The following is a 21,095-nucleotide window of genomic DNA, read 5'->3' as shown; positions in this document are numbered from 1 at the left end:
TCTTGTTCACTCATCGCCCGCTTGAACAGCTACCTTTACCTGCGTTTCAAACAGGTTTCACTCGCAATCGGCCAGTGAAGGCTGTCTCTGAAGCAAACGGATCAGTATCCTAACACCCCCGTGCCCGCTGACGCTAAGTTCACGCGGCCCGTCCTACAGGTTCAAACAACGAATGAATGCTTTAGCCCGCCGCGCCGCAGGCCTGCTGCTCAGCACAATTTGTCTGCCTCTGACAGCATTGGCTGCCGATCCGCAACCGACCCACGAATTCACCCTCGACAACGGCCTGAAAGTTGTTGTGCGCGAAGACCACCGCGCCCCGGTGGTGGTTTCCCAGATCTGGTACAAGGTCGGCTCCAGCTACGAGACGCCGGGCCAGACGGGTCTGTCCCATGCGCTGGAACACATGATGTTCAAGGGCAGCAGCAAGACCGGGCCGGGAGAATCCTCACTGATCCTGCGCGATCTGGGGGCTGAAGAGAACGCGTTCACCAGCGATGATTACACCGCTTACTATCAGGTGATGGCGCGTGATCGCCTGAGTGTCGCGCTGGAGCTGGAAGCCGATCGCATGGCGACGCTCAAGCTGCCGCCTGACGAATTCAGCCGCGAGATCGAAGTCATCAAGGAAGAGCGCCGTCTGCGCACCGATGACAAACCAATGGGCAAGGCCTTCGAGCGCTTCAAGGCAATGGCCTACCCTGCCAGTGGCTACCACACGCCGACCATCGGCTGGATGGCTGACCTGGAGCGCATGAAGGTCGAGGAACTGCGTCACTGGTACGAGTCCTGGTACACACCGAACAATGCCACCCTGGTGGTGGTCGGTGACGTGCAGCCAGATGAGGTCAAGGCGCTGGCTGAGCGTTTCTTCGGCCCGATCCCGCGCCGCGACGTTCCGCCCTCGAAAAAGCCGCTTGAACTCGCCGAACCCGGTGAGCGCAAGATCACCCTGTACGTCAAAACCCAATTGCCGAGCCTGATCTACGGTTTCAACGTACCCAGCGTGGCAACCGCTGAAGACCCACGTTCGGCCAACGCGCTGCGTCTTATCGCCGCCCTTCTGGACGGTGGCTACAGTGCCCGCATTCCGGCACGCCTGGAGCGCGGCGAAGAACTGGTGTCTGGCGCGTCCTCGCGTTACGACGCCTTTGCTCGTGGTGACAGCCTGTTCATGATCAGTGCCACACCGAACACGCAAAAGAAGAAGACGCTGGCCGATGTAGAAGCTGGTATCTGGCGTTTGCTCGATGACCTGAAAACCAAGGCGCCGTCGGCTGAAGAGCTGGAGCGCGTGAGGGCTCAGGTCATTGCCGGCGTGGTTTATGAGCGCGACTCGATCACCAGCCAGGCGACCATGATCGGCGAGCTGGAAACCGTCGGTCTGTCCTGGAAGCTGATGGACAACGAGCTGGAAGCCCTGCAGAGCATAACGCCACAGGACATTCAGAAAGCCGCCAACACCTATTTCACCCGTGAGCGCCTCAGCGTTGCGCACGTTCTGCCTGAGGAGAAAGCCAAATGACCAAGCGCCATGCTCCACGTCATGCGCTGCTCGGCCTGATCCTGGCCGCTTCGCTGGGTGCTTTTGCAGCCCTGCCGGCGCTGGCCGACAACGCCGCAGCTGCCGAGTCAAACCCGACAACTCAGGCCACGCCCGCCTTGGGCAGCAATCTGCAAACCCTGAAAGAACTGGACGGCAAGGCACCCGCCCGCCGCGCGCTGAACATCCAGACCTGGAACACGGCAGAGGGCGCCAAGGTGCTGTTCGTCGAGTCCCGCGAGCTGCCAATGTTCGACATGCGCCTGATCTTTGCTGCTGGCAGTAGCCAGGACCAGAAATCCCCTGGTATCGCTCTGCTCACCAACGCCATGCTCAATGAGGGCGTAAAGGGCAAGGACGTCAGCGCCATCGCCCAAGGCTTCGAAGGGTTGGGTGCTGATTTCGGCAACGGTTCTTACCGCGACATGGCCGTAGCATCGCTGCGCAGCCTGAGCGCGGTCGACAAGCGTGATAAGGCCTTGAAGCTGTTCGGTGAAGTCGTCGGCAAACCGACCTTCCCGGCCGACTCGCTGGCGCGCATAAAGAACCAGTTGATCGACAGCCTCGAAAGCCAGAAACAGAGCCCGGCAGCTCTTGGCAACAATGAACTGTTCAAGCGCCTGTACGGCGATCATCCCTACGCTCATCCGAGCGAAGGCGATGTCAAAAGCATCAACGCCATTACGCTGGCCCAGCTCAAGGCTTTTCATGCCAAGGGCTATGCTGCTGGCAACGCGGTAATTGCACTGGTCGGCGACCTGTCACGGGACGAGGCGCAAGCCATCGCTGCGCAGGTTTCCGCCTCACTGCCAAAAGGCCCGGCGCTGGCCAAAGTCGCGGCCCCGGTAGAGCCCAAGGCTGGCCCGACACACATCGAGTTTGCCTCCAACCAGACCCATCTGATGCTCGCGCAACTGGGCATCGACCGTAATGACCCGGACTACGCGGCTCTGACGGTCGGCAATTCGGTACTCGGGGGCGGCGGTTTCGGCAGCCGGCTGATGACCGAGGTGCGTGAGAAACGTGGCCTCACCTACGGTGTTACTTCCGGCTTCACCGCCATGCAGGTTGCCGGGCCGTTCATGATCAGCCTGCAGACCCGCGCAGAAATGAGCGAAAACACGCTTAAGCTGGTCCAGGACATCGTCCGTGATTTCCTTGCAAACGGTCCGACCCAGAAAGAACTCGACGACGTGAAGCGCGAACTGACCGGCAGCTTCCCGCTGTCCGCCGCCAGCAATTCGGCAATCGTCGGCCAATTAGGCGCTATCGGCTTCTATGATCTGCCGCTGACCTATCTGGAAGACTACATGGCCGCAGCCCAGAGCGTGACGGTCGAGCAGGTCAAGGCTGCCATGAGCAAGCATTTGAGCGCCGACAAGATGGTCATCGTCTCAGTGGGCCCGACTGTCGAGCAGAAGCCGTTGCCTGCACCGACCGACAAACCCGCCCGCCAACCTGTAGGGGTACCGGAACACTGATGGCCAATCCACGTCCGAAGGGCCATAACGGCCTGGGTCAGCTTCGTATCATCGGGGGCGAATGGGGCAGCCGTCGCCTGACATTTCCCGACGCGCCCGGCCTGCGTCCGACACCGGATCGCGTACGCGAAACCCTGTTCAACTGGCTCGCGCCGTACATCGCAGGCGCTAGGGTGCTGGACGTCTTCACTGGCAGTGGCGCGCTATTCTTCGAGGCCCTGTCCCGTGGCGCTAGCATGGGCCTGGCGCTGGACAGCAACGCAGCCGCCATAGCCAGCCTGCGCCAGAACCTGAATGCCTTGAACTGCACCAGCGGCCAGGTTTCCCAGACTGACGCCCTGCGTCATCTGGAAACCTCAGTGGCATCGCCGTTCGACGTGATCTTCCTCGACCCGCCTTTCCACCAGGGCCTGCTCGCCTCGGCCTGCAACCTGCTGGAAACCCGAGGCTGGCTGGCCGACACCGCGTTGATCTACACCGAAAGCGAAACACCGCCGTCGACCACCGGTTTGCCCGGTAGCTGGCGCTTGCATCGCGAGAAGAAGGCCGGACAGGTCTACTACGCGCTGTGGCAGCGCGGGCAGGGCTGACATCCATCGTGCCAATCGCTCGGCGTTGGCATGCAGTTCTCGACGTTCCGCGTCCTCTTTGCAACGCGGAACGTCGTGAAGTGTATGCCCCGATCACTGTCAGGCCACTTACATCCTTGCCCACTTAGTGGCACCGTACAGCACCAGCCCTTGAAACGATCGTCGAGCAAGACCGTGCCTACACGCCTCACCTTTCTGCCCCATGAAAACACTTTCGTGCCCGCCGTCGGTATGGGCAATCCGCACCTGCAGACGTTGTGGGGACCACTGTTGCGCAAGCCGACGCTGTTGGCGCGAACGCGTGAGCGGCTGTGGCTGAAGGACGGGGATTTTCTGGACATGGACTGGCATGGGCCGGACGAAGTCGATGCACCGCTGGTGCTGGTTCTGCACGGTCTGACCGGCTCGTCCAATTCGCCTTACGTCGCAGGGCTGCAGAAGGCAATGGCCGCACGCGGCTGGGCCAGCGTGGCACTGAACTGGCGTGGCTGTTCGGGCGAGCCGAATCTGCTGTCGCGCAGTTATCACTCGGGGGCCAGCGAGGATCTGGCCGAGGTCATCGCGCACTTGAAGGTGAAGCGTCCACAGGCTCCGCTCTATGCCGCAGGGTATTCGCTCGGCGGTAATGTATTGCTCAAATACCTGGGCGAGTCCGGCACTGAAAGCAAGTTGCTGGGCGCCGTTGCCGTGTCTGTGCCCTTTCGGCTGGATGAATGCGCTGACCGCATCGGCCAAGGGTTTTCCAGGGTTTATCAACGGCACTTCATGCGCGCGATGCTTGCCTATGTGCGCGACAAGCAGCAGCGCTTTCAGCATGAAGGGCTGACCGAGGGGCTTGCTGAGCTGGCAGCCTTGGGCTCGCTGGAGAACATGCGCACATTCTGGGATTTCGATGGCCGGGTAACCGCGCCGCTGCACGGCTATGCCGACGCCACGGACTACTACCGCAGCGCCTCCAGCCGCTATTACTTGGGCCGGATTCAAACCCCGACGCTGATTATCCAGGCCAGCGATGACCCGTTTGTCTTTCCGCACAGCCTGCCCGAGCCAGGCGAACTGTCGTCATGCACTGAATTTGAACTGCACGCCAAAGGCGGGCATGTCGGATTTGTCGAAGGCTCGCTGCGCAACCCAGAGTATTACCTCGAGCGCCGCATTCCGCTGTGGCTGTGCGCCGCTCACGAGCGCAACGGCGGCCATGAGCACCACGCCAGCAGCGAATGAGTGCGGATCAAACGGCGCCGGTGGCGACTTCTCGGGTCGGATCGTTGATCCATTCGCTCCAGGAGCCCGCATACAGAGTGCCGAGGGGATACCCCGCCAGGCACAATGCGAACAGATTGAGGCAGGCCGTCACGCCTGAACCGCAGTACGACACGAGGTTTTCCGGAGGGCGGCCTTGCAGCGTTTCAGCAAACCTCTGCCTGAGCTGCTCAGGCGGCAGAAAACGTCCATCGGAGCCGAGATTGACACTGCAAGGCAAACACTGCGCGCCGGGAATATGGCCGGCGACAGGGTCGAGCGGCTCTATGTCACCGCGGAAACGGGCTTCGGCACGAGCATCGATCAGGGTCATTTCCGGACGCCCGAGACGGCCTTGCAATCGACTGCCGCTCAGTAGCATCGACATGTCCGGCTCGCCCTGAAAACTGCCCGGCTCATGATTCGGTTCATCCAGACTCAGCGGCAGGCCTGCTAAATGCCAGGCTTTCAAGCCGCCATCCAGCAGATAAACGCCCTCGCGCTTACCCATCCAGGCCAACAGCCACCACGCTCGCGCGGCATACATGCCGGGGCCATCGTCATACAGCACGATCTCGCTGTGCGGGTGGATGCCCCAGGCTTGAATGCAGTGCAACAAGGCGGCTGGCTCCGGTAACGGATGACGCCCTGTCTTGCCCTTGATCGCCGGTCCGCTGAGGTCACGCTTCAGATCGGCGAAGGACGCGCCTTCAATATGACCCTGAGCGTAACTGCGCTGACCATAATCAGGATCTTCCAGTGAAAAACGACAATCGAGAATCACCAGACCAGGTTTTTCCTGGCGTGCAGCCAGTTGTTCGGGACTGATCAGTTGCGCGATGGACATGACACTCTCCTGTGGCAAAAAACCGGATGACCGGGCCGCTCACCGCGCCTGGCATTCATGCCAGAACGTCGGGCAGCGACGAATGAAACGTCCCACACAACGCGTCAAATGCTTCACGGGCCTGCGGGGCGACAAAGCCTGACTCAAGCATAAGCACTTGATAGACCCCACGTCGAATGGCTGATTCGCTCACCTGCGTGGAGTTCTCGCGGTTTGTGCACAGAAAACGCACCCATGACGTCAGAACGATCCAGGTATTGAGGCTGGTAAATTCGATCTGCGATTCATCCATTTTCAGAATGTCAGCCTTGATGAACCCTCGATAGATGTCCATTGCCTGCATCAGGCAGCGGTAAGAGAAACGCCGATAGCGTCGGGCCAGTTCTGCATCCGACGTCAGCAGGTGCTCTAGATCGCGGTGCAGAAAACGGTAGCGCCACATGGCGTCGATGATCGCCAGGAAGTAATCGCGTTTGTCCTCGATCGTCGGCGATCGGGTGGCCGGCAGCGTCAGGAAACTGCCTATCAGCAGCTCATAAGCACTGAACAGTTCAGCGATGATGACCTGCTTGTTGGCGAAGTGGTAATAGAGGTTGCCGGGCGATATGCCCATGTGCGCAGCGATATGGTTGGTGGTAACGCTGCGTTCGCCTTGCTGGTTGAACAGCTCCAGGCTGGTTTGCACAATCCGCTCACGGGTTTTGGTACGGGCCGCCATGCTGGATCAGGCCTCTCGGTTGCTGATGAGGTAATGGCGATATTAACGCAAGCGTTTGCGCAGCGGGATACACCTGGCCTGCGATCGAAACGCGGTTGATGCCTGAAGAACGGTAAGGTCAGCTGCACGGTTTTGCGCATGACAGGCAAACTTTTCGAACGATGACCGCATCAATCTCGTGGCGAAAATAGCCCCCTATTCAGGGCATTTCGCGCAAAAGATGACCGATAATCGGCGCAATACAGTCTTTGCGACCTGTCGAGCGGCTTGGCCCATCGGGAAGGCTGCGATACCATCCGAGTCCCACAACGGACTCCGACCAGGACGACGCGATGAACCGAGTGTTGTACCCAGGCACCTTCGACCCGATTACCAAGGGCCATGGAGATCTGGTCGAGCGCGCCTCGCGCCTGTTCGACCAAGTGGTCATTGCGGTTGCCGCCAGCCCGAAGAAAAACCCGCTGTTCCCGCTGGAGCAACGCGTCGAGCTGGCCCGAGAGGTCACCAAGCACTTGCCCAACGTGGAGGTCGTCGGTTTTTCCACGCTGCTCGCGCATTTCGCCAAGGAACAGAACACCAACGTCTTTCTGCGCGGCCTTCGTGCCGTATCGGACTTCGAGTACGAGTTTCAACTGGCCAACATGAACCGCCAGTTGGCGCCGGACGTCGAAAGTCTGTTCCTCACGCCTTCAGAGCGTTACTCGTTCATTTCCTCGACGTTAGTGCGAGAAATCGCGGCGTTGGGCGGTGATATCACCAAATTCGTCCACCCGGCTGTCGCCGAAGCGCTGACAGAACGCTTCAAGCGCTGACTGCGCTGCATGTGAAGGTGCATCCCGGAGCCTAATGCGGCACAATTCGCCGCATTGGTTTTCATGTGCCCGGCGTCGGCCGCGGCAGGAGCAATTCATGTCCCTTATCATCACTGACGATTGCATTAACTGCGACGTCTGCGAACCTGAGTGCCCGAACGAGGCGATTTCACAAGGTGAAGAGATCTACGTGATCAATCCGAACCTGTGTACCGAATGCGTGGGCCATTACGACGAGCCACAATGCCAGCAGGTCTGCCCGGTAGACTGCATCCCGCTCGACGAAAATCATGTCGAGAGCAAAGAGCAATTGATGGACAAGTACCGGATCATCACCAGTAAAGTCTGACCCCGGCTTTACTGCTGCTTGCCATACCCGTCGCCGGTGCAACCCAGGCAACGTACAAACGCAGCCTTGCCCGGGTCTACTACTAACGCCTTGCCGGTAGCGCCGAGATTGCCGCCTGCCGCAGCGAAAGGCGAGGCAATCACGAACAGACCGGCGCCGATGATAGTGGCCGCGATCAGCAGCGGTCGTGCGATGAGCAGGTCGCCGATCATCGCAAAGGCTGGCGGGTTCTGAATGGTGTAGACCGGATCGCCACTGCCTTCGGTGACATCGGCAGCAATTGCAGGCGTTACCTGCAGGCCGAGGAACAACGCCAGCGTGGCAGCGAGAATGCGAAACGGGCTCATGGCGTGGTCCTTCAGGCGTAGCAAATTAAGATGCCATCACTATAAACGCGGATGGGTGTTAAGCAAGTGCGCCACGCAGGCACTCAACGGTTATTTCAGCGCTGACACTTCGGGCAGTAGACGCTGGCACGTTGACCCAGCTTGATCTCGCGCAACAATGTGCCGCAGACCTTGCACGGCAGACCGCCACGCCCGTAGACAAACAGTTCCTGCTGAAAATACCCTGGCTTGCCATCGCCGCCGATGAAGTCGCGCAACGTCGTGCCGCCACGCTCGATGGCGTAGGCCAGAATGCGCTTGATCTCTATCGCCAGCTTCAGATACCGCGCCCGGGAGATACCCCCGGCTTCGCGGCGCGGATCGATGCCCGCCGCGAACAGTGCTTCGGTCGCATAGATATTCCCCACCCCAACCACAACCGCGTTGTCCATGACAAACGGTTTGACCGCGATCGACTTGCCACGCGAGCGCTCGTAAAGGCGCTCGCCGTCGAACAGATCCGTCAGTGGCTCCGGTCCGAGGCGAATCAGCAATTCGTGGTTATGTGGATCAAGGCTCCAGAGCATGGCGCCGAACCGACGCGGGTCTGTGTAGCGCAATGCCAGCCCGGACTCCAGCTCGATATCGACATGCTCGTGCTTGAGCGCAGGAAGGCCGGCTTCGACCAGACGCAGGTTGCCTGACATGCCCAGGTGACTTATCAACGTACCCACTTCGGCCTGGATCAGCAGGTACTTGGCGCGCCGATCCACCTGCACGATGCGCTGCCCGGACAGGCGGACGTCCAGATCTTCGGGGATGGGCCAGCGCAAACGGCTGTCGCGTACGATCACACGGCTGACGCGCTGCCCTTCAAGATGCGGCGCAATGCCGCGGCGGGTGGTTTCGACTTCGGGTAATTCAGGCATGGATAACTCGGTCGTGCAGAAAGGACAAGCTGGCGCTGCGCAGGATCAGCGCGCGCCCAGCTCGCGGATGCTTTCCCTCAGGTATTCAAAGTCATATCCGGACAGACCCACGTAATCGAGCACCAGAGGACCAACGCATTCCCATTCGTGGTCTTCGTTCTGATTGCCCAATACCTGATAGGACTGGCAGATATGCTCAGCCATTTTCAGTGGCGCCAGAAGGTTCTTGAGCGTGGCATTACGACTGGTATCGTCCTGAAAAATCGCTGATGCGTTGTGATGATTGGCGATCGCGTCTGTAACGTGCGCAGGCAAACGCCATGATTTGGCCGTGTAGTAACCGACGACCGAATGATTGGTATGGAAGACGCTGTTTTCTGTGTCGACGATACGGCAATCGGGTCCTGCACTGGCATAGGCGTCTTCAAGCACGGGCATGTAGTTGGGGAACCGCTTGAGCATCAATGGAATCCCGCAATCGTGAAACAGACCCAGCGCGTAGGATTCATCCACAGTTTGCGAGCCTATGCGCTTGGCCAGCGTCATGCTGGTCATCGCGACATCCTGTGCTGTGTCCCAGAAGCGGTTGAGCGCAACGATGGTTTCATCGGTCATCTCGCCCCTGATCGACTGTGCATTGATCAGATTGATGACCGTACGACTGCCCAACAGCACCACAGCCTTGTCAATCGAGGCAATCTTGTTGGACAGGCCATAGTGCGGCGAGTTGACGATCTTCAGCAACGCACCCGACAAGCCAGGGTCCTGCGCAATCAGTCGCGCAATGGCTCCAAGGTCCGGGTCGGGCATGTATTGTTCCATCTGCAGATCCACCATGATCTGCGGCTGCGGAGGCACACTGATGCCCTGCAACGCTTGCTGGATCTGCTCTTGGCTCAGCTCTTCGGACATAGCAATTTACTCACGGTAATGACTGGATTCTGCCCCCTTGCAAGGCAACGGTCCATCGTCCAGATCGAAGATATTCTTGGAACTTTGCCGAACGCGAGGCTTCGGACCTTGTGTTGACGGCGTGCATGACGGCCCCAAAACGGCCCGCCAGCCGCTATTCCAAAAGCCTGACACTGGAGGATCCCATGTCTAAAGCACTGACTGGCAAACGCATCGCAATTCTTGTAACCGACGGTTTCGAGCAGGTCGAACTGACCGGTCCAAAGGAAGCGCTGGAGCAAGCAGGCGCTACCGTTGAAATCCTTTCTGCTGAAGAAGGCCAGGTCAAAGGCTGGAATCACGACAAACCTGCCGATGATTTCAAGATCGACCGTACGTTCAAGGCAGCCAACGCCAGCGATTATCATGGCGTTGTGTTACCGGGCGGAGTCCAGAACTCCGACACCATCCGCATAGACACCGACGCACAGAAGATCGTCAAGGGCATCGAGGCCGCAGGCAAGCCTGTTGCAGTCATTTGCCACGGCGGCTGGTTATTGATATCGGCAGGCCTGGTCAAAGGTAAAACCCTGACCAGCTTCGAGACGCTGAAAGATGACCTGGTCAATGCCGGTGCAAAATGGGTTGATCAGGAAGTGGTCGTCGACGGCACGTTGATCAGCAGCCGCCAGCCAGACGACATCCCGGCCTTCAACAGCAAACTGATTGAAGCGCTGTCTGCCTGATCACTCAAGCTGATCAACTGACCAGCTGGGTCAGTTAATTGCCGTCATCCCGGCGCATGACCGGGATGACGCGCTATAATCCCGCTCTTTTTTCAGGAGCGACGTCATGTCCCTGCCTAGCTTGCGCCTCAAAGCCAACGCCGACCGCCGACTGCGCGCCGGTCACCTGTGGGTCTACAGCAACGAGATCGATGTAGCCGTCACGCCGCTGCATGGCTTTGCAGCCGGTGACCAGGCCATCCTCGAAGCAGCGGGCGGCAAGCCGCTGGGCATCGTCGCCATGAGCCCCAACAACCTGATTTGCGCACGTCTGGTATCGCGCGACATCAAGCTGCCACTCGACAAGTCGCTGCTCGTGCATCGCATCAATGTAGCGCTGTCGTTGCGTGAACGCCTGTTCGACAAGCCTTTTTATCGTCTGGTCTACGGCGATTCCGACCTGCTGCCGGGCCTGGTGGTTGATCGCTTCGGTGACGTTCTGGTGGTTCAGCTGGCCTCGGCCACGATGGAAAACCACAAGGAAGACATCGTCGCGGCGCTGGTACAGGTCATCAAGCCAAGCGGCATCCTGTTCAAGAACGATTCGGCAGCGCGCGACGCGGAAGGCCTGAATCGCTATGTCGAGACTGTGTTCGGCCTGGTCCCTGAATGGGTTGCCCTGGAAGAAAACGGCGTGAAGTTCGAAGCTCCGGTCATGGCCGGGCAAAAGACCGGCTGGTTCTATGACCATCGCATGAACCGTGCGCGCATCGCCCCTTACGTCAAAGGCAAGCGTGTGCTGGACCTGTACAGCTACATCGGCGGCTGGGGTATTCAGGCCGCGGCCTTCGGCGCCAGCGACGTGACCTGTGTCGACGCATCGTCCTTCGCCCTTGACGGCGTGGAGCGCAACGCAGCCCTGAACGGTTTTGCAGAAAAAATGACCTGCATCGAAGGCGATGTGTTCGAAGCTCTGAAAGAGCTGAAAGCCGGTGAAGAGCGTTTCGACGTCATCGTTGCCGACCCGCCTGCGTTCATCAAACGCAAGAAAGACATGAAGAATGGCGAGGGCGCCTACCGTCGCCTGAACGAACAGGCCATGCGCCTGCTCAGCAAGGACGGCATCCTGGTCAGCGCCTCGTGCTCGATGCACCTGCCGGAAGACGACCTGCAGAACATTCTTCTGACCAGCGCTCGCCATCTGGACCGCAACATCCAGCTGCTCGAGCGCGGCGGCCAGGGCCCCGACCACCCGGTCCACCCCGCCATCGCCGAAACGCGCTACATCAAGAGCATCACCTGCCGACTACTGCCGAACAGCTAACGCCCGAATGGACGCTCTGCATCGCAAGGACGCAGAGCGTCCAGAACGGCATGTGACGCAGAGCGTCGCACGATAGTTGTATCTGATGCCTGAAGGGCAGCTTTGCGTCGCACAATAGCTGCGATTCTCAAACCCGCTCCAACACCCCCCGCAACCCCAGCAACACCAAGAAATGCAGCGGATAAATCGCATAGGCCCAGCGCCGCATCGGGATCACTGCAAACTCAGGCTTTGTCCGCAGCAATGCCATGCCCAGCACAGGCGCCAACATGCACGCGACGATAGACCCTACGGAAATCGGATCACCCCAACCCGCGCCCGCGAACATCTGTGGCCAGGCGTTGCCTGCCAGGCAGAAAACAGCCGGAAACACTGCGTACCAAAGGCGCCTTTCCAGCACCAGTACAAAGACCAGCGGCAGCAACACTCCGGCAAAGCCAAACATCAGGTATTTCTGAAAGATCGCTGTGAGCAGCAGCGCGACAACGGCCATCACTCGGGTTGCCGGGTTGCGATGCTGCCAACCCTGAGCAATCAGCAAGCCCAGTAGCAGCGTCGGCATGACGTTCAATACCGTGGCATCCTCCATGAACAGCCGATACGGAATCTCGGATAACGCCGCAAATGCCAGCAACCAACCCAGGTAGCGCCATTGCACACGCGGCGCCACAATGGCTGCGCTGCGTCTTGAGAGATTCACGGCGATTGCCAGACAGAACCAAGGAAAGGCGAAACGCCCCGGCACGTAAAGAAAATCGACTGACCAACCCACATAGCGCAGATGATCGAGCACCATGCTCAACATCGCCAGCCACTTGAGCAGGTCCAGCGCCTTGTTGCGTCCTGGCAGAAAAGGCGGGTTGGATAGATCCATATCACTCCAGATCGGGTAAGTCGGTCCAGCAGTCAACACATGACCGCACTCACTATTGTCGCTACAGTGCGCACCATAATCGCCCATAAGGAATCGGCCATGACAGACCAAAGCCAACAGTTCGCCAGCGACAATTATTCCGGTATCTGCCCCGAAGCCTGGGCGGCAATGGAACAGGCGAACAAAGGGCACCAACGCGCCTATGGGGACGATCAATGGACTGCGCGCGCGTCGGATGATTTCCGTCGTTTGTTCGAAACCGACTGCGAAGTGTTCTTTGCGTTCAACGGCACGGCCGCCAACTCTCTGGCGCTGTCCTCGTTGTGCCAGAGTTACCACAGTGTCATCTGTTCGGAAACGGCTCACGTCGAAACCGATGAATGCGGCGCACCGGAGTTCTTCTCCAATGGCTCGAAACTGCTGACGGCTCGTAGCGCTGGCGGCAAGCTGACGCCCGAATCGATTCGTGAAGTGGCACTCAAACGTCAGGACATTCATTACCCCAAGCCACGGGTCGTGACCTTGACCCAAGCCACTGAAGTGGGGGGTGTCTATCAGATTGAAGAACTCAAGGCGATCAGCGCGACCTGCAAGGAGCTGGGCCTGCATCTGCACATGGACGGCGCACGGTTCTCCAATGCCTGTGCCTTTCTGAACGCATCGCCGGCCGAGCTGACCTGGAAATCCGGCGTCGATGTGCTGTGCTTTGGCGGCACCAAAAACGGCATGGCGGTAGGCGAAGCCATCCTGTTCTTCAACCATGATCTGGCCGAAGACTTTGATTACCGCTGCAAGCAGGCCGGGCAACTGGCGTCGAAAATGCGTTTCCTGTCAGCGCCGTGGGTCGGCTTGCTGGAAAACGACGCCTGGCTCAAGCATGCGCGCCACGCCAACAGTTGCGCACAGTTGCTGGCTGAACTGGTCAAGGACATCCAGGGTGTGGAACTGATGTTTCCGGTGCAGGCCAATGGCGTGTTTCTGCAACTGTCGGAGCCGGCGATTGCAGCCCTGACAGCAAGGGGCTGGCGTTTCTATACCTTCATCGGTAATGGTGGCGCTCGCTTCATGTGTTCGTGGGATACCGAAGAAGAGCGCGTGCGTGAACTGGCTGCCGATATCAGGCTGGTGATGCAGGGCTGAAGCGTCTATCTCAAGCTTGCAGGTGCAGCCTGACGATCTACGGGGTAATCTCCTTCTGAAAGGCAATCGGCTCAAGACGCCGTACGGACTTCACCGACCGCCCTCAAGAAGGAGCTTGTCTGCATGTTCGATTTCTCCGCCCGGCTCAAGCAGCACTTCGCTGCTCTGCAGAGTGAAGCGCAATTCTTTTCGTTACGTTATGTAAGGCGCACAGGCCAGCATTTGTGCGTGCGTAAAAACGTGGCCGAACCACCGTCACTGACCAGCGACGAAGGCGCCATGCTGACCGTGCGCCTGAACGGCGTCGAGGCCTACGCTGCTACCAACGATACGTCACGGGCTGGTTTGCAGGCCGCCCTGCAACAGGCCGAGGCACTGGCGCGCCGGCTGGCACCGCATGCGCTGCTGGACCTGAGCGAGCAGGCCGTTTCAACCGCCAGGGCTGACTATCTGTCACCGAACATGGATCAGGCCTTCCCGCCGCTGAGCGACTGTATCGGCCTGCTGATGGCCGAATCCAGCGCAGTTCCGAAGGACGAGCGGCTGGTCAACTGGCAGGCCATTCTGGGGCTGGAAACTGTCGAGCAGTTCTATTTGAACACTGCGGGCGCCGAGCTTCGTCAGGCGCAACGCTTTGTTTTCCCCGGCATGAGCGTGACGGCGTACAACGGACATGACAGCCAGACCCGTACGCTGGGCGGCCATAATTTTGGTCAACAGGGCGGTCTTGAAGTGTTGAGCAGTTGCGGGCTGATCGGCTCCGCTGCCAGCGTCGCCGATCAGGCCTTGCAACTGATTCTTGCGCCCAATACGCCATCCGGCCCGCGCGACCTGCTGTTGATGCCGGACCAGATGGTGCTGCAGATTCACGAGGCAATCGGTCACCCGCTGGAGCTGGACCGGATTCTCGGCGACGAACGTAACTACGCAGGCACCAGCTTCGTGAAAATGTCGGATTTCGGCACGCTGCAGTACGGCTCCAGTCTGTTGAACGTCACGTTCGACCCGGACATTCCCGAGCAGTTGGCAAGTTACGCGCACGATGATGACGGCACGCCAGCGAGCAAGCAGTTTCTGATTCGCGAAGGCGTGCTGCAACGCCCGCTCGGCGGCGCGCTGTCGCAACACCGCAGCGCCATGCAAGGTGTCGCCAACAGCCGCGCCTGCAACTGGAATCGCGCACCGATCGATCGCATGGCCAACCTGAACATCGAACCGGGCGACCGGTCCATGAACGACCTCATCGGCAACATCGAACACGGCATCCTGATGTCGAGTAACCGTTCCTGGTCCATCGACGATGCACGCAATAAATTCCAGTTCGGCTGCGAATGGGGCCAGTTGATTGAAAATGGTGAATTGAAAGGCGTGGTGAAGAACCCTAACTACCGGGCGATATCCGCGCAGTTCTGGAAAAGCCTCAGCGCCGTGGGCGACGCCAGCACCTTCAAGGTTCTGGGCACGCCCAACTGCGGCAAGGGCGAACCCAATCAGGCGATCTGTGTCGGCCATGCGTCTCCGGCCTGTGTGTTTGCCGATGTCGATGTATTTGGAGGGGCTGCCTGATGACGCACCAACAGCAATTCGAAACACTGGTCGCCGCGCTCAAATCGGCCATCAACCCCACCGAACAGTTCACCCTGGCGTACGACGCCGAGGTGTCGGATTTCATTCGCTTCAATCACGGCCAGGTACGTCAGGCCGGGCAGGTTCAGCAGGCGGTCGCCGTCTTCAAACTGATCGACAGCGGCCGCCACGCCAATCTGGAGCTGACGCTTTCCGGCGACGCCGAGACAGACACCCAACGCCTGACCGACGCTTTGCAGCAACTGCGCGAAACGCTGCCATCGTTGTCAGAGGACCCGTATCTGCTGCCCAATACCGAGGCTTGGCGAACCGGTAATGTACAAGACGCGCCGCTGCCGGACAGCGCCCAGGTCGTTGCACAGATCTGCGCGTTGTCGAGTGGTCTGGACCTGGTGGGTTTCTACGCTGCGGGGCCGCTGTACCGCGGTTTTGCAAGTTCCTGGGGAGCGCTGGGCTGGCATCAGGCCAACAGCTTCAATTTCGACTGGAGCCTGTTTCACGAGAACGGCCAGGCGGTAAAGGCAAACTATGCCGGTCACGACTGGAACAGCGAGGCCTTTGCCCGGCGTTTCGAGCAGGCACGTGAGCAACTGGAGTTTCTCGGGCGCCCGCTGCACACCCTTGCACCTGGCCAATACCGAGCCTATCTGGCCCCTGCGGCGGTCGATGAAGTGATCAGCATGCTCACTTGGGGCGGGTTTTCCGCCCAGGCGCTGGCCAGTAAACGCAGCCCGCTGCAGCGTCTGTATGACGGGGATACCCGGTTCAGCCCGCTGGTGAGCATCGACGAGCACGTCAGCGGCTCATTCTCGCCAGCCTTTTCGAGAGAAGGTTATCCGCGCAAGGACCTCGCCCTGATCGTCGACGGGCAGGCCCGTGAGCGATTGGTGGACTCAAGCAGCGCTGCCGAATATGACCTGCCGGCCAATGGCGCCGATTACGGTGAAGGGCCGAGCGCGCTGGAGATGGCGGGCGGTTCGCTGGAGATGGACCAGGTGCTTGAAAAGCTCGGGACAGGTCTTTACATCAGCAACCTGTGGTACTTGAACTTCTCGGACCGCGCGGCGGCACGCCTGACTGGCATGACACGTTTTGCAACGTTCTGGGTCGAAGACGGAAGGATCGTTGCGCCGGTCAGCACCATGCGCTTCGATGACAGCGCCTACAGCCTGCTGGGCAGTGCGCTGGAGGACCTGACTCGAGAGCGGGAGCTGATCCTGCAATCGAGCACCTACAGTCAGCGCCAGACCGGTTCCACCCACTTGCCGGGCGCGCTGATCAGCCAACTTACTCTTACGCTGTAAAAGGAGCCTATGCAGAACTCAGCGCCGATCATGGACGAAAAGACCCTGCGCTGGATGCCGTGGGTCATTGCCATCGCGTTCTTCATGCAAAGCCTGGACGGCACGATCCTCAATACTGCGCTGCCGTCCATGGCCCGCTCGTTGGCAGAAGACCCGCTGCGCATGCAGTCGGTGGTGATTGCCTACATGCTGACCATTGCGCTGTTGATTCCGGCGTCAGGCTGGATCGCTGACCGGTTCGGAATCAAACGCATTTTTTTCAGCGCCATTCTGCTGTTCAGCTTCGGCTCACTGCTGTGCGCGCTGTCCTGGTCCCTCGACGTACTGGTGGCAGCACGCGTGATTCAGGGGTTGGGGGGCGCACTGATGGTGCCCATCGGGCGGCTGATCGTACTGCGCGCCTACCCCCGCTCGGAACTGGTGCGGATCATGGGCTTCATCACCGTGCCCGGCTTGCTCGGGCCATTACTGGGCCCGACACTGGGCGGCTGGATGGTCGAGTACCTGAGCTGGCACTGGATCTTCCTGATCAATATTCCGGTCGGGCTTTTAGGTTGCTACGCGGTCAAGCACTTCATTCCTGACCTTGCGGGAGGTGGCCGCACGCACTTTGACGGCATCGGGTTCACCCTCTTCGGCGCGGCGATGGTGCTGATCACCATCGCTTTGGAAGGCCTGGGCGAATTGCACCTGCCGCACATGCGTGTGGTACTGCTGCTGTTTGCCGGGATGGGTTGCCTGGCAGCATATTGGCTACGCGCCGGGCATATCGAGTCGCCGCTGTTCGCGCCTTCGTTGTTCCGCACCCGGACCTTCGCAGTAGGCATCATGGGCAACCTGTTTGCTCGCCTCGGCAGCGGCGCCCTGCCGTTCCTGGTGCCGTTGTTGCTGCAAGTGGCGCTTGGCTATTCACCTTCTCAGGCGGGCATGAGCATGCTGCCGCTGGCCGCCGCAGGCATGTTCGCCAAGACGGTGGCGCGCTGGCTGATCGAACACCTGGGTTATCGACACATTCTTACCGGCAATACACTGCTGCTGGGGATCCTGCTGGCCAGCCTTGCGCTGGTGGACATGGAGACCCCTTATTGGGTGCTGCTGATACAACTGGCGCTGCTCGGCGCGGTGAATTCGTTGCAGTTCACGGCGATGAATACTGTGACGCTGATCGACCTCGACGACGCCAGCGCCGCGAGCGGCAACAGCCTGCTTTCAGTGGTCGCGCAGCTGTCGCTGAGCCTTGGAGTTGCCAGCGCTGCAGCATTGCTGGGCGGTTTCAGTGAAGAAGTAGCCACCGGCGAAGTCAGCAGTATGCTGGGAGCCTTTCAAATGACGTTTCTGAGCGTCGGAGTGCTGGCGATGTTCGCGGCCGGGATTTTCCTTCAACTGCCCGTCAAGGCCGCAGAAATACGCTCCGGCAAGGCCGCAACGCTCAACGATGAGGTGAAAGAAAACTGACCCATATAGCTGAAAACAGGGGCTTTAACCTGAAAAAACAGGGTATTTTAAGTAACTGACCAGATACATTGCAGAACCGGGACAATCGGCCGACACATTTATAGCACTAAGCCACCGTGGTCTCTTGTAAGCATGGGCCGCATGATGCAACCTTGCCGTACGCGAAAAGCGGGTTTACGCCCGTCGCGACTAGTATTCTGGAAGCGAGTTTGTTCATGAAAAGCCAAACCGATGCTGCCGGTAGATCCGCAGCCGAGGTAGTGACGCAATTGCCAGTGCCTTCTCGCCTGGGCATGCTGCGTTTCGAGAGGCTTAATGAAGCCAATTGGGCGCTGCTGTTTCTCGATCCAAACTGTGAAAAGCAGTTAGGGCTGCCCGCGGTTGACCTTTGCGCTCTGATTGGATCCCCTTATGCCAGTCTCATGGAGCCGGAAGCACGTTATCAACTTCACGATGACATACAGCTGCAACTGGCCTCTTCTCCGAATTACCTGATCCGCTACACCCTGCACAGCCCTAAGGGGCCGCTTGGCCTGCTGGAAATCGGCGAAGGCTACAGGCAGCACAACCGGCATCTTCTGCGGGGCTACTTTCTGATCGTCGAGGGGCTTGTCGTAGACAACGAGCAAGCCACAGACTCCGATCTCGAAACCCGCAACCTCAGGCTGCAGATTGCGCTGGAACTCAACCAGCGTGCCCAGCGTGACCAGTTTGCCCACCTGGAACGCGTACGTGCTCAGCAGGACCTGATCCTGCGCCTCACGCGCCACCGCTACACCACCGCCAACACGATGCTGGAAGCGGCAGAACTGATCACCAGAAGTGCCTGCGATATCTATGATCTCGACCATGCCAGTATCTGGAACCTCAACGAAAAGCGCCTGGAGCCGATCACCGACTACCACCGGGAAAGCGGCAACTATCAAACCCTCTCACCGATCGACATCAGCCCTTACCCCACTTACTTGCAGGCGCTGAACACCAGCCGCGCAATCGACGCCAGCGACATCCAGAAAGACCCGCGCACCCGCGAGATGGCAGAAAGCCTCAGGCCAGGTGAAACCCGGGCGGTCCTGGATGCAAGTATTCGTATCGACGGGCAGGTCGTGGGTGTGCTGTGTCTTGAACAGACCGGCGCGACGCGCGACTGGCAGTCCGACGAGATTGCCTTCGCCGGCGAACTGGCCGACCAGTTTGCCCAGGTCATCAACAATCACAATCGGCGCGCCGCGACCATTGCATTGCACCTGTTCCAGCGCGCGGTCGAACAAAGCGCCAACGCGTTTCTGCTGGTCAACTGCAATGGGGTGGTCGAGTACGTCAACCCGAGCTTCACGGCGATCACCCAGTACAGTTCCGACGAGGTCTCCGGGCGCAAGCTCTCGGAACTGCCGGCGCTGGAAAATCTCAACCAGCTGCTGCTGGAAGCCAACTCCAGCCTTACCAACAGCAATAGCTGGCAGGGCGAATTCAAAAGCCGACGCAAGAACCTCGAACCCTACTGGGGGCAGTTGTCGATTTCCAAGGTGTATGGCGACAATCGTGAGCTGACGCACTACATCGGTATCTACGAGGACATCACCCAGAGCAAGTTGGCCCAGCAGCGCATCGAGCGCCTGGCCTACACCGACAACCTGACCAACCTGGGCAACCGTCCGGCGTTCATTCGCAATCTGGATGAGCGCTTTGCCCGCGACACCGACACGCCCATGAGCCTGTTGCTGGTCGACATCGACAACTTCAAGCGCATCAACGACAGCCTGGGTCACCAGACCGGCGACAAACTGCTGATCAGCCTGGCACGCCGCCTGCGCAACACGTTGAGCTCTTCGGATGTGCTGGCACGCTTCGCCAGCAACGAATTTGCCGTGTTGCTGGACGACACCGATCAAGAGGCCGGGCAGGCCATCGCCAGCCAGGTCCTGGCCACTCTGGACAAACCGATGTTTGTCGACAACCAGTTGATCAGCGTCACCGGCTCGGTAGGCCTGGCCTGCGCGCCGATTCACGGTCGTGATCCGCAGACCCTGATGAAAAATGCCGGTCTGGCCCTGCACAAGGCCAAAGCCAATGGCAAGCATCAGGTTCAGGTGTTCACAGAAGCGCTGAATGCCGAGGCCAGCTACAAGCTTTTCGTCGAGAACAACCTGCGCCGCGCATTGACCCAGAACGAACTGGAAGTGTTCTATCAACCCAAACTCTGCCTCCTGACCGGCCGCCTGCTGGGCATGGAAGCGCTGCTGCGCTGGAACCATCCCGAAAAAGGCATGATCCGACCGGACCAGTTCATCAGCGTTGCCGAAGAGACCGGTTTGATTATCCCCATTGGCAAATGGGTCGCGCGCCAGTCGTGCCGCATGAGCAAAGACCTTACCGCAGCGGGTTTTGGGCACCTTCAGGTGGCGATCAACGTATCGCCGAAACAGTTTTCCGATCCCGAGCTGGTGTCATCGATTGCCTCGATCCTCAAAGAGGAAGAGCTTGACCCGTCGTTGCTGGAACTGGAACTGACCGAAGGCCTGCTGCTGGAAGCCACAGAAGACACGCGTCAGCAACTCGACTCGCTGAAGAAGCTTGGCCTTTCACTGGCGATGGATGACTTCGGAACAGGCTATTCCTCTTTCAGCTATCTGAAAAAATTCCCCATCGACGTGATCAAGATCGATCGCAGTTTCATCCGCGATATTCCGGATGATGAAGACGACATGGAGATCACCTCGGCAGTCATCGCCATGGCGCACAACCTCAAGCTCAAAGTGGTTGCCGAAGGCATCGAAACCGCCGCCCAGCTGGCGTTTTTGCGTCGCCATCGCTGTGATGTCGGTCAGGGTTATCTGTTCGACAGGCCCATTCCCGGCGAAGAGCTGGTCGAGAAGCTGAAGCGCTACACCCGTCGCCCATCGGCCTGAGCACCTTCCCTGCACCCTGCTCTCTCGGGCACACTGTTGCTCTGTTATT

The 21,095-nt window shown here is 59.4% G+C and carries 19 protein-coding genes; 13 read left to right on the top strand and 6 right to left on the bottom strand.

Annotation, left to right across the window (positions count from 1 at the left end; translation table 11 throughout):
- Positions 1 to 172: 172 nt before the first annotated feature.
- From ALO43_RS12020 to ALO43_RS12005, 4 genes are all read left to right on the top strand, one after another.
- Complete coding sequence (locus ALO43_RS12020; RefSeq protein WP_024690433.1) at positions 173 to 1,525, top strand: M16 family metallopeptidase; 1,353 nt, start codon at positions 173 to 175, stop codon at positions 1,523 to 1,525.
- Positions 1,522 to 3,024, top strand: a complete 1,503-nt coding sequence (locus ALO43_RS12015) for a M16 family metallopeptidase (protein WP_024690432.1) — start codon at positions 1,522 to 1,524, stop codon at positions 3,022 to 3,024. Before ALO43_RS12020 ends, ALO43_RS12015 begins: the two co-directional genes overlap by 4 nt.
- Positions 3,024 to 3,614: a 16S rRNA (guanine(966)-N(2))-methyltransferase RsmD gene (rsmD, locus tag ALO43_RS12010; RefSeq protein WP_005896352.1), complete on the top strand. Its 591-nt coding sequence runs from the start codon at positions 3,024 to 3,026 to the stop codon at positions 3,612 to 3,614. Before ALO43_RS12015 ends, rsmD begins: the two co-directional genes overlap by 1 nt.
- A gap of 174 nt (positions 3,615 to 3,788) precedes the next feature.
- The gene (locus ALO43_RS12005) at positions 3,789 to 4,838 is read left to right on the top strand and encodes a hydrolase (RefSeq protein ID WP_054997554.1); all 1,050 of its coding nucleotides are present in this window, start codon (positions 3,789 to 3,791) and stop codon (positions 4,836 to 4,838) included.
- Between the two features lie 7 nt (positions 4,839 to 4,845).
- Here the strand turns inward: ALO43_RS12005 and ALO43_RS12000 are convergent, their stop codons facing one another.
- The gene (locus ALO43_RS12000; protein ID WP_005896349.1) at positions 4,846 to 5,703 is read right to left on the bottom strand and encodes a sulfurtransferase; all 858 of its coding nucleotides are present in this window, start codon (positions 5,701 to 5,703) and stop codon (positions 4,846 to 4,848) included.
- 55 nt (positions 5,704 to 5,758) lie between these two features.
- A complete protein-coding gene (locus tag ALO43_RS11995) occupies positions 5,759 to 6,421 on the bottom strand; it encodes a TetR/AcrR family transcriptional regulator (RefSeq protein ID WP_005896347.1) in 663 nt (220 codons plus the stop codon).
- 332 nt (positions 6,422 to 6,753) lie between these two features.
- Between ALO43_RS11995 and coaD the strand changes: the two genes are divergently transcribed.
- Together coaD and ALO43_RS11985 are read left to right on the top strand one after the other, a co-directional pair.
- Positions 6,754 to 7,233 carry a pantetheine-phosphate adenylyltransferase gene (gene coaD / locus ALO43_RS11990; protein WP_005896345.1) on the top strand — a complete coding sequence of 160 codons (480 nt, stop codon included), beginning with the start codon at positions 6,754 to 6,756 and terminating at the stop codon, positions 7,231 to 7,233.
- A 97-nt stretch (positions 7,234 to 7,330) separates the two neighbouring features.
- Positions 7,331 to 7,582 (top strand): YfhL family 4Fe-4S dicluster ferredoxin, encoded by a 252-nt coding sequence (locus ALO43_RS11985; RefSeq protein ID WP_002555640.1) that lies wholly within the window; start codon positions 7,331 to 7,333, stop codon positions 7,580 to 7,582.
- An 8-nt stretch (positions 7,583 to 7,590) separates the two neighbouring features.
- Here ALO43_RS11985 and ALO43_RS11980 read toward each other — a convergent pair whose 3' ends face one another.
- The 3 genes from ALO43_RS11980 to ALO43_RS11970 form a co-directional block, all read right to left on the bottom strand.
- Complete coding sequence (locus ALO43_RS11980; protein WP_024670546.1) at positions 7,591 to 7,929, bottom strand: hypothetical protein; 339 nt, start codon at positions 7,927 to 7,929, stop codon at positions 7,591 to 7,593.
- Between the two features lie 95 nt (positions 7,930 to 8,024).
- Entirely contained in the window at positions 8,025 to 8,837 is an 813-nt protein-coding gene (gene mutM, locus ALO43_RS11975; protein ID WP_005896340.1) for a bifunctional DNA-formamidopyrimidine glycosylase/DNA-(apurinic or apyrimidinic site) lyase, read from the bottom strand.
- Between the two features lie 45 nt (positions 8,838 to 8,882).
- Positions 8,883 to 9,749, bottom strand: a complete 867-nt coding sequence (locus tag ALO43_RS11970; protein WP_005896338.1) for an HDOD domain-containing protein — start codon at positions 9,747 to 9,749, stop codon at positions 8,883 to 8,885.
- A 185-nt stretch (positions 9,750 to 9,934) separates the two neighbouring features.
- On the opposite strand from ALO43_RS11970, the gene ALO43_RS11965 reads away from it, so the two are divergent.
- Complete coding sequence (locus tag ALO43_RS11965; protein ID WP_005896337.1) at positions 9,935 to 10,474, top strand: type 1 glutamine amidotransferase domain-containing protein; 540 nt, start codon at positions 9,935 to 9,937, stop codon at positions 10,472 to 10,474.
- Positions 10,475 to 10,580: 106 nt separating this feature from the next.
- A complete protein-coding gene (locus ALO43_RS11960) occupies positions 10,581 to 11,777 on the top strand; it encodes a class I SAM-dependent rRNA methyltransferase (protein WP_005896336.1) in 1,197 nt (398 codons plus the stop codon).
- 127 nt (positions 11,778 to 11,904) lie between these two features.
- On the opposite strand, the gene ALO43_RS11955 is transcribed toward ALO43_RS11960, so the two are convergent.
- The gene (locus tag ALO43_RS11955; protein WP_024690427.1) at positions 11,905 to 12,651 is read right to left on the bottom strand and encodes a TraX family protein; all 747 of its coding nucleotides are present in this window, start codon (positions 12,649 to 12,651) and stop codon (positions 11,905 to 11,907) included.
- A 99-nt stretch (positions 12,652 to 12,750) separates the two neighbouring features.
- Here ALO43_RS11955 and ALO43_RS11950 point away from each other — a divergent pair, with 99 nt between their 5' ends.
- The 5 genes from ALO43_RS11950 (at position 12,751) to ALO43_RS11930 (ending at position 21,046) form a co-directional block, all read left to right on the top strand.
- On the top strand, positions 12,751 to 13,791 hold the full coding sequence (locus ALO43_RS11950) for a threonine aldolase family protein (protein WP_024690426.1): 1,041 nt from the start codon (positions 12,751 to 12,753) through the stop codon (positions 13,789 to 13,791).
- Positions 13,792 to 13,914: 123 nt separating this feature from the next.
- Entirely contained in the window at positions 13,915 to 15,357 is a 1,443-nt protein-coding gene (locus tag ALO43_RS11945; protein ID WP_054997553.1) for a TldD/PmbA family protein, read from the top strand.
- Complete coding sequence (locus tag ALO43_RS11940) at positions 15,357 to 16,682, top strand: TldD/PmbA family protein (protein ID WP_024670422.1); 1,326 nt, start codon at positions 15,357 to 15,359, stop codon at positions 16,680 to 16,682. The genes ALO43_RS11945 and ALO43_RS11940 overlap by 1 nt, the downstream gene beginning before the upstream one ends.
- A 9-nt stretch (positions 16,683 to 16,691) precedes the next feature.
- Complete coding sequence (gene mdtD, locus ALO43_RS11935; protein ID WP_024670423.1) at positions 16,692 to 18,137, top strand: multidrug transporter subunit MdtD; 1,446 nt, start codon at positions 16,692 to 16,694, stop codon at positions 18,135 to 18,137.
- A gap of 215 nt (positions 18,138 to 18,352) precedes the next feature.
- The gene (locus tag ALO43_RS11930; protein ID WP_054997552.1) at positions 18,353 to 21,046 is read left to right on the top strand and encodes a sensor domain-containing phosphodiesterase; all 2,694 of its coding nucleotides are present in this window, start codon (positions 18,353 to 18,355) and stop codon (positions 21,044 to 21,046) included.
- The last annotated feature ends 49 nt before the right edge of the window (positions 21,047 to 21,095 follow it).

The organism is Pseudomonas tremae, from assembly GCF_001401155.1.
Taxonomy (GTDB): Bacteria; Pseudomonadota; Gammaproteobacteria; order Pseudomonadales; family Pseudomonadaceae; genus Aquipseudomonas; species Aquipseudomonas tremae.
Note: the sequence above shows the minus strand (reverse complement) of the source record. Positions and strands in the feature narration are given on the sequence as shown.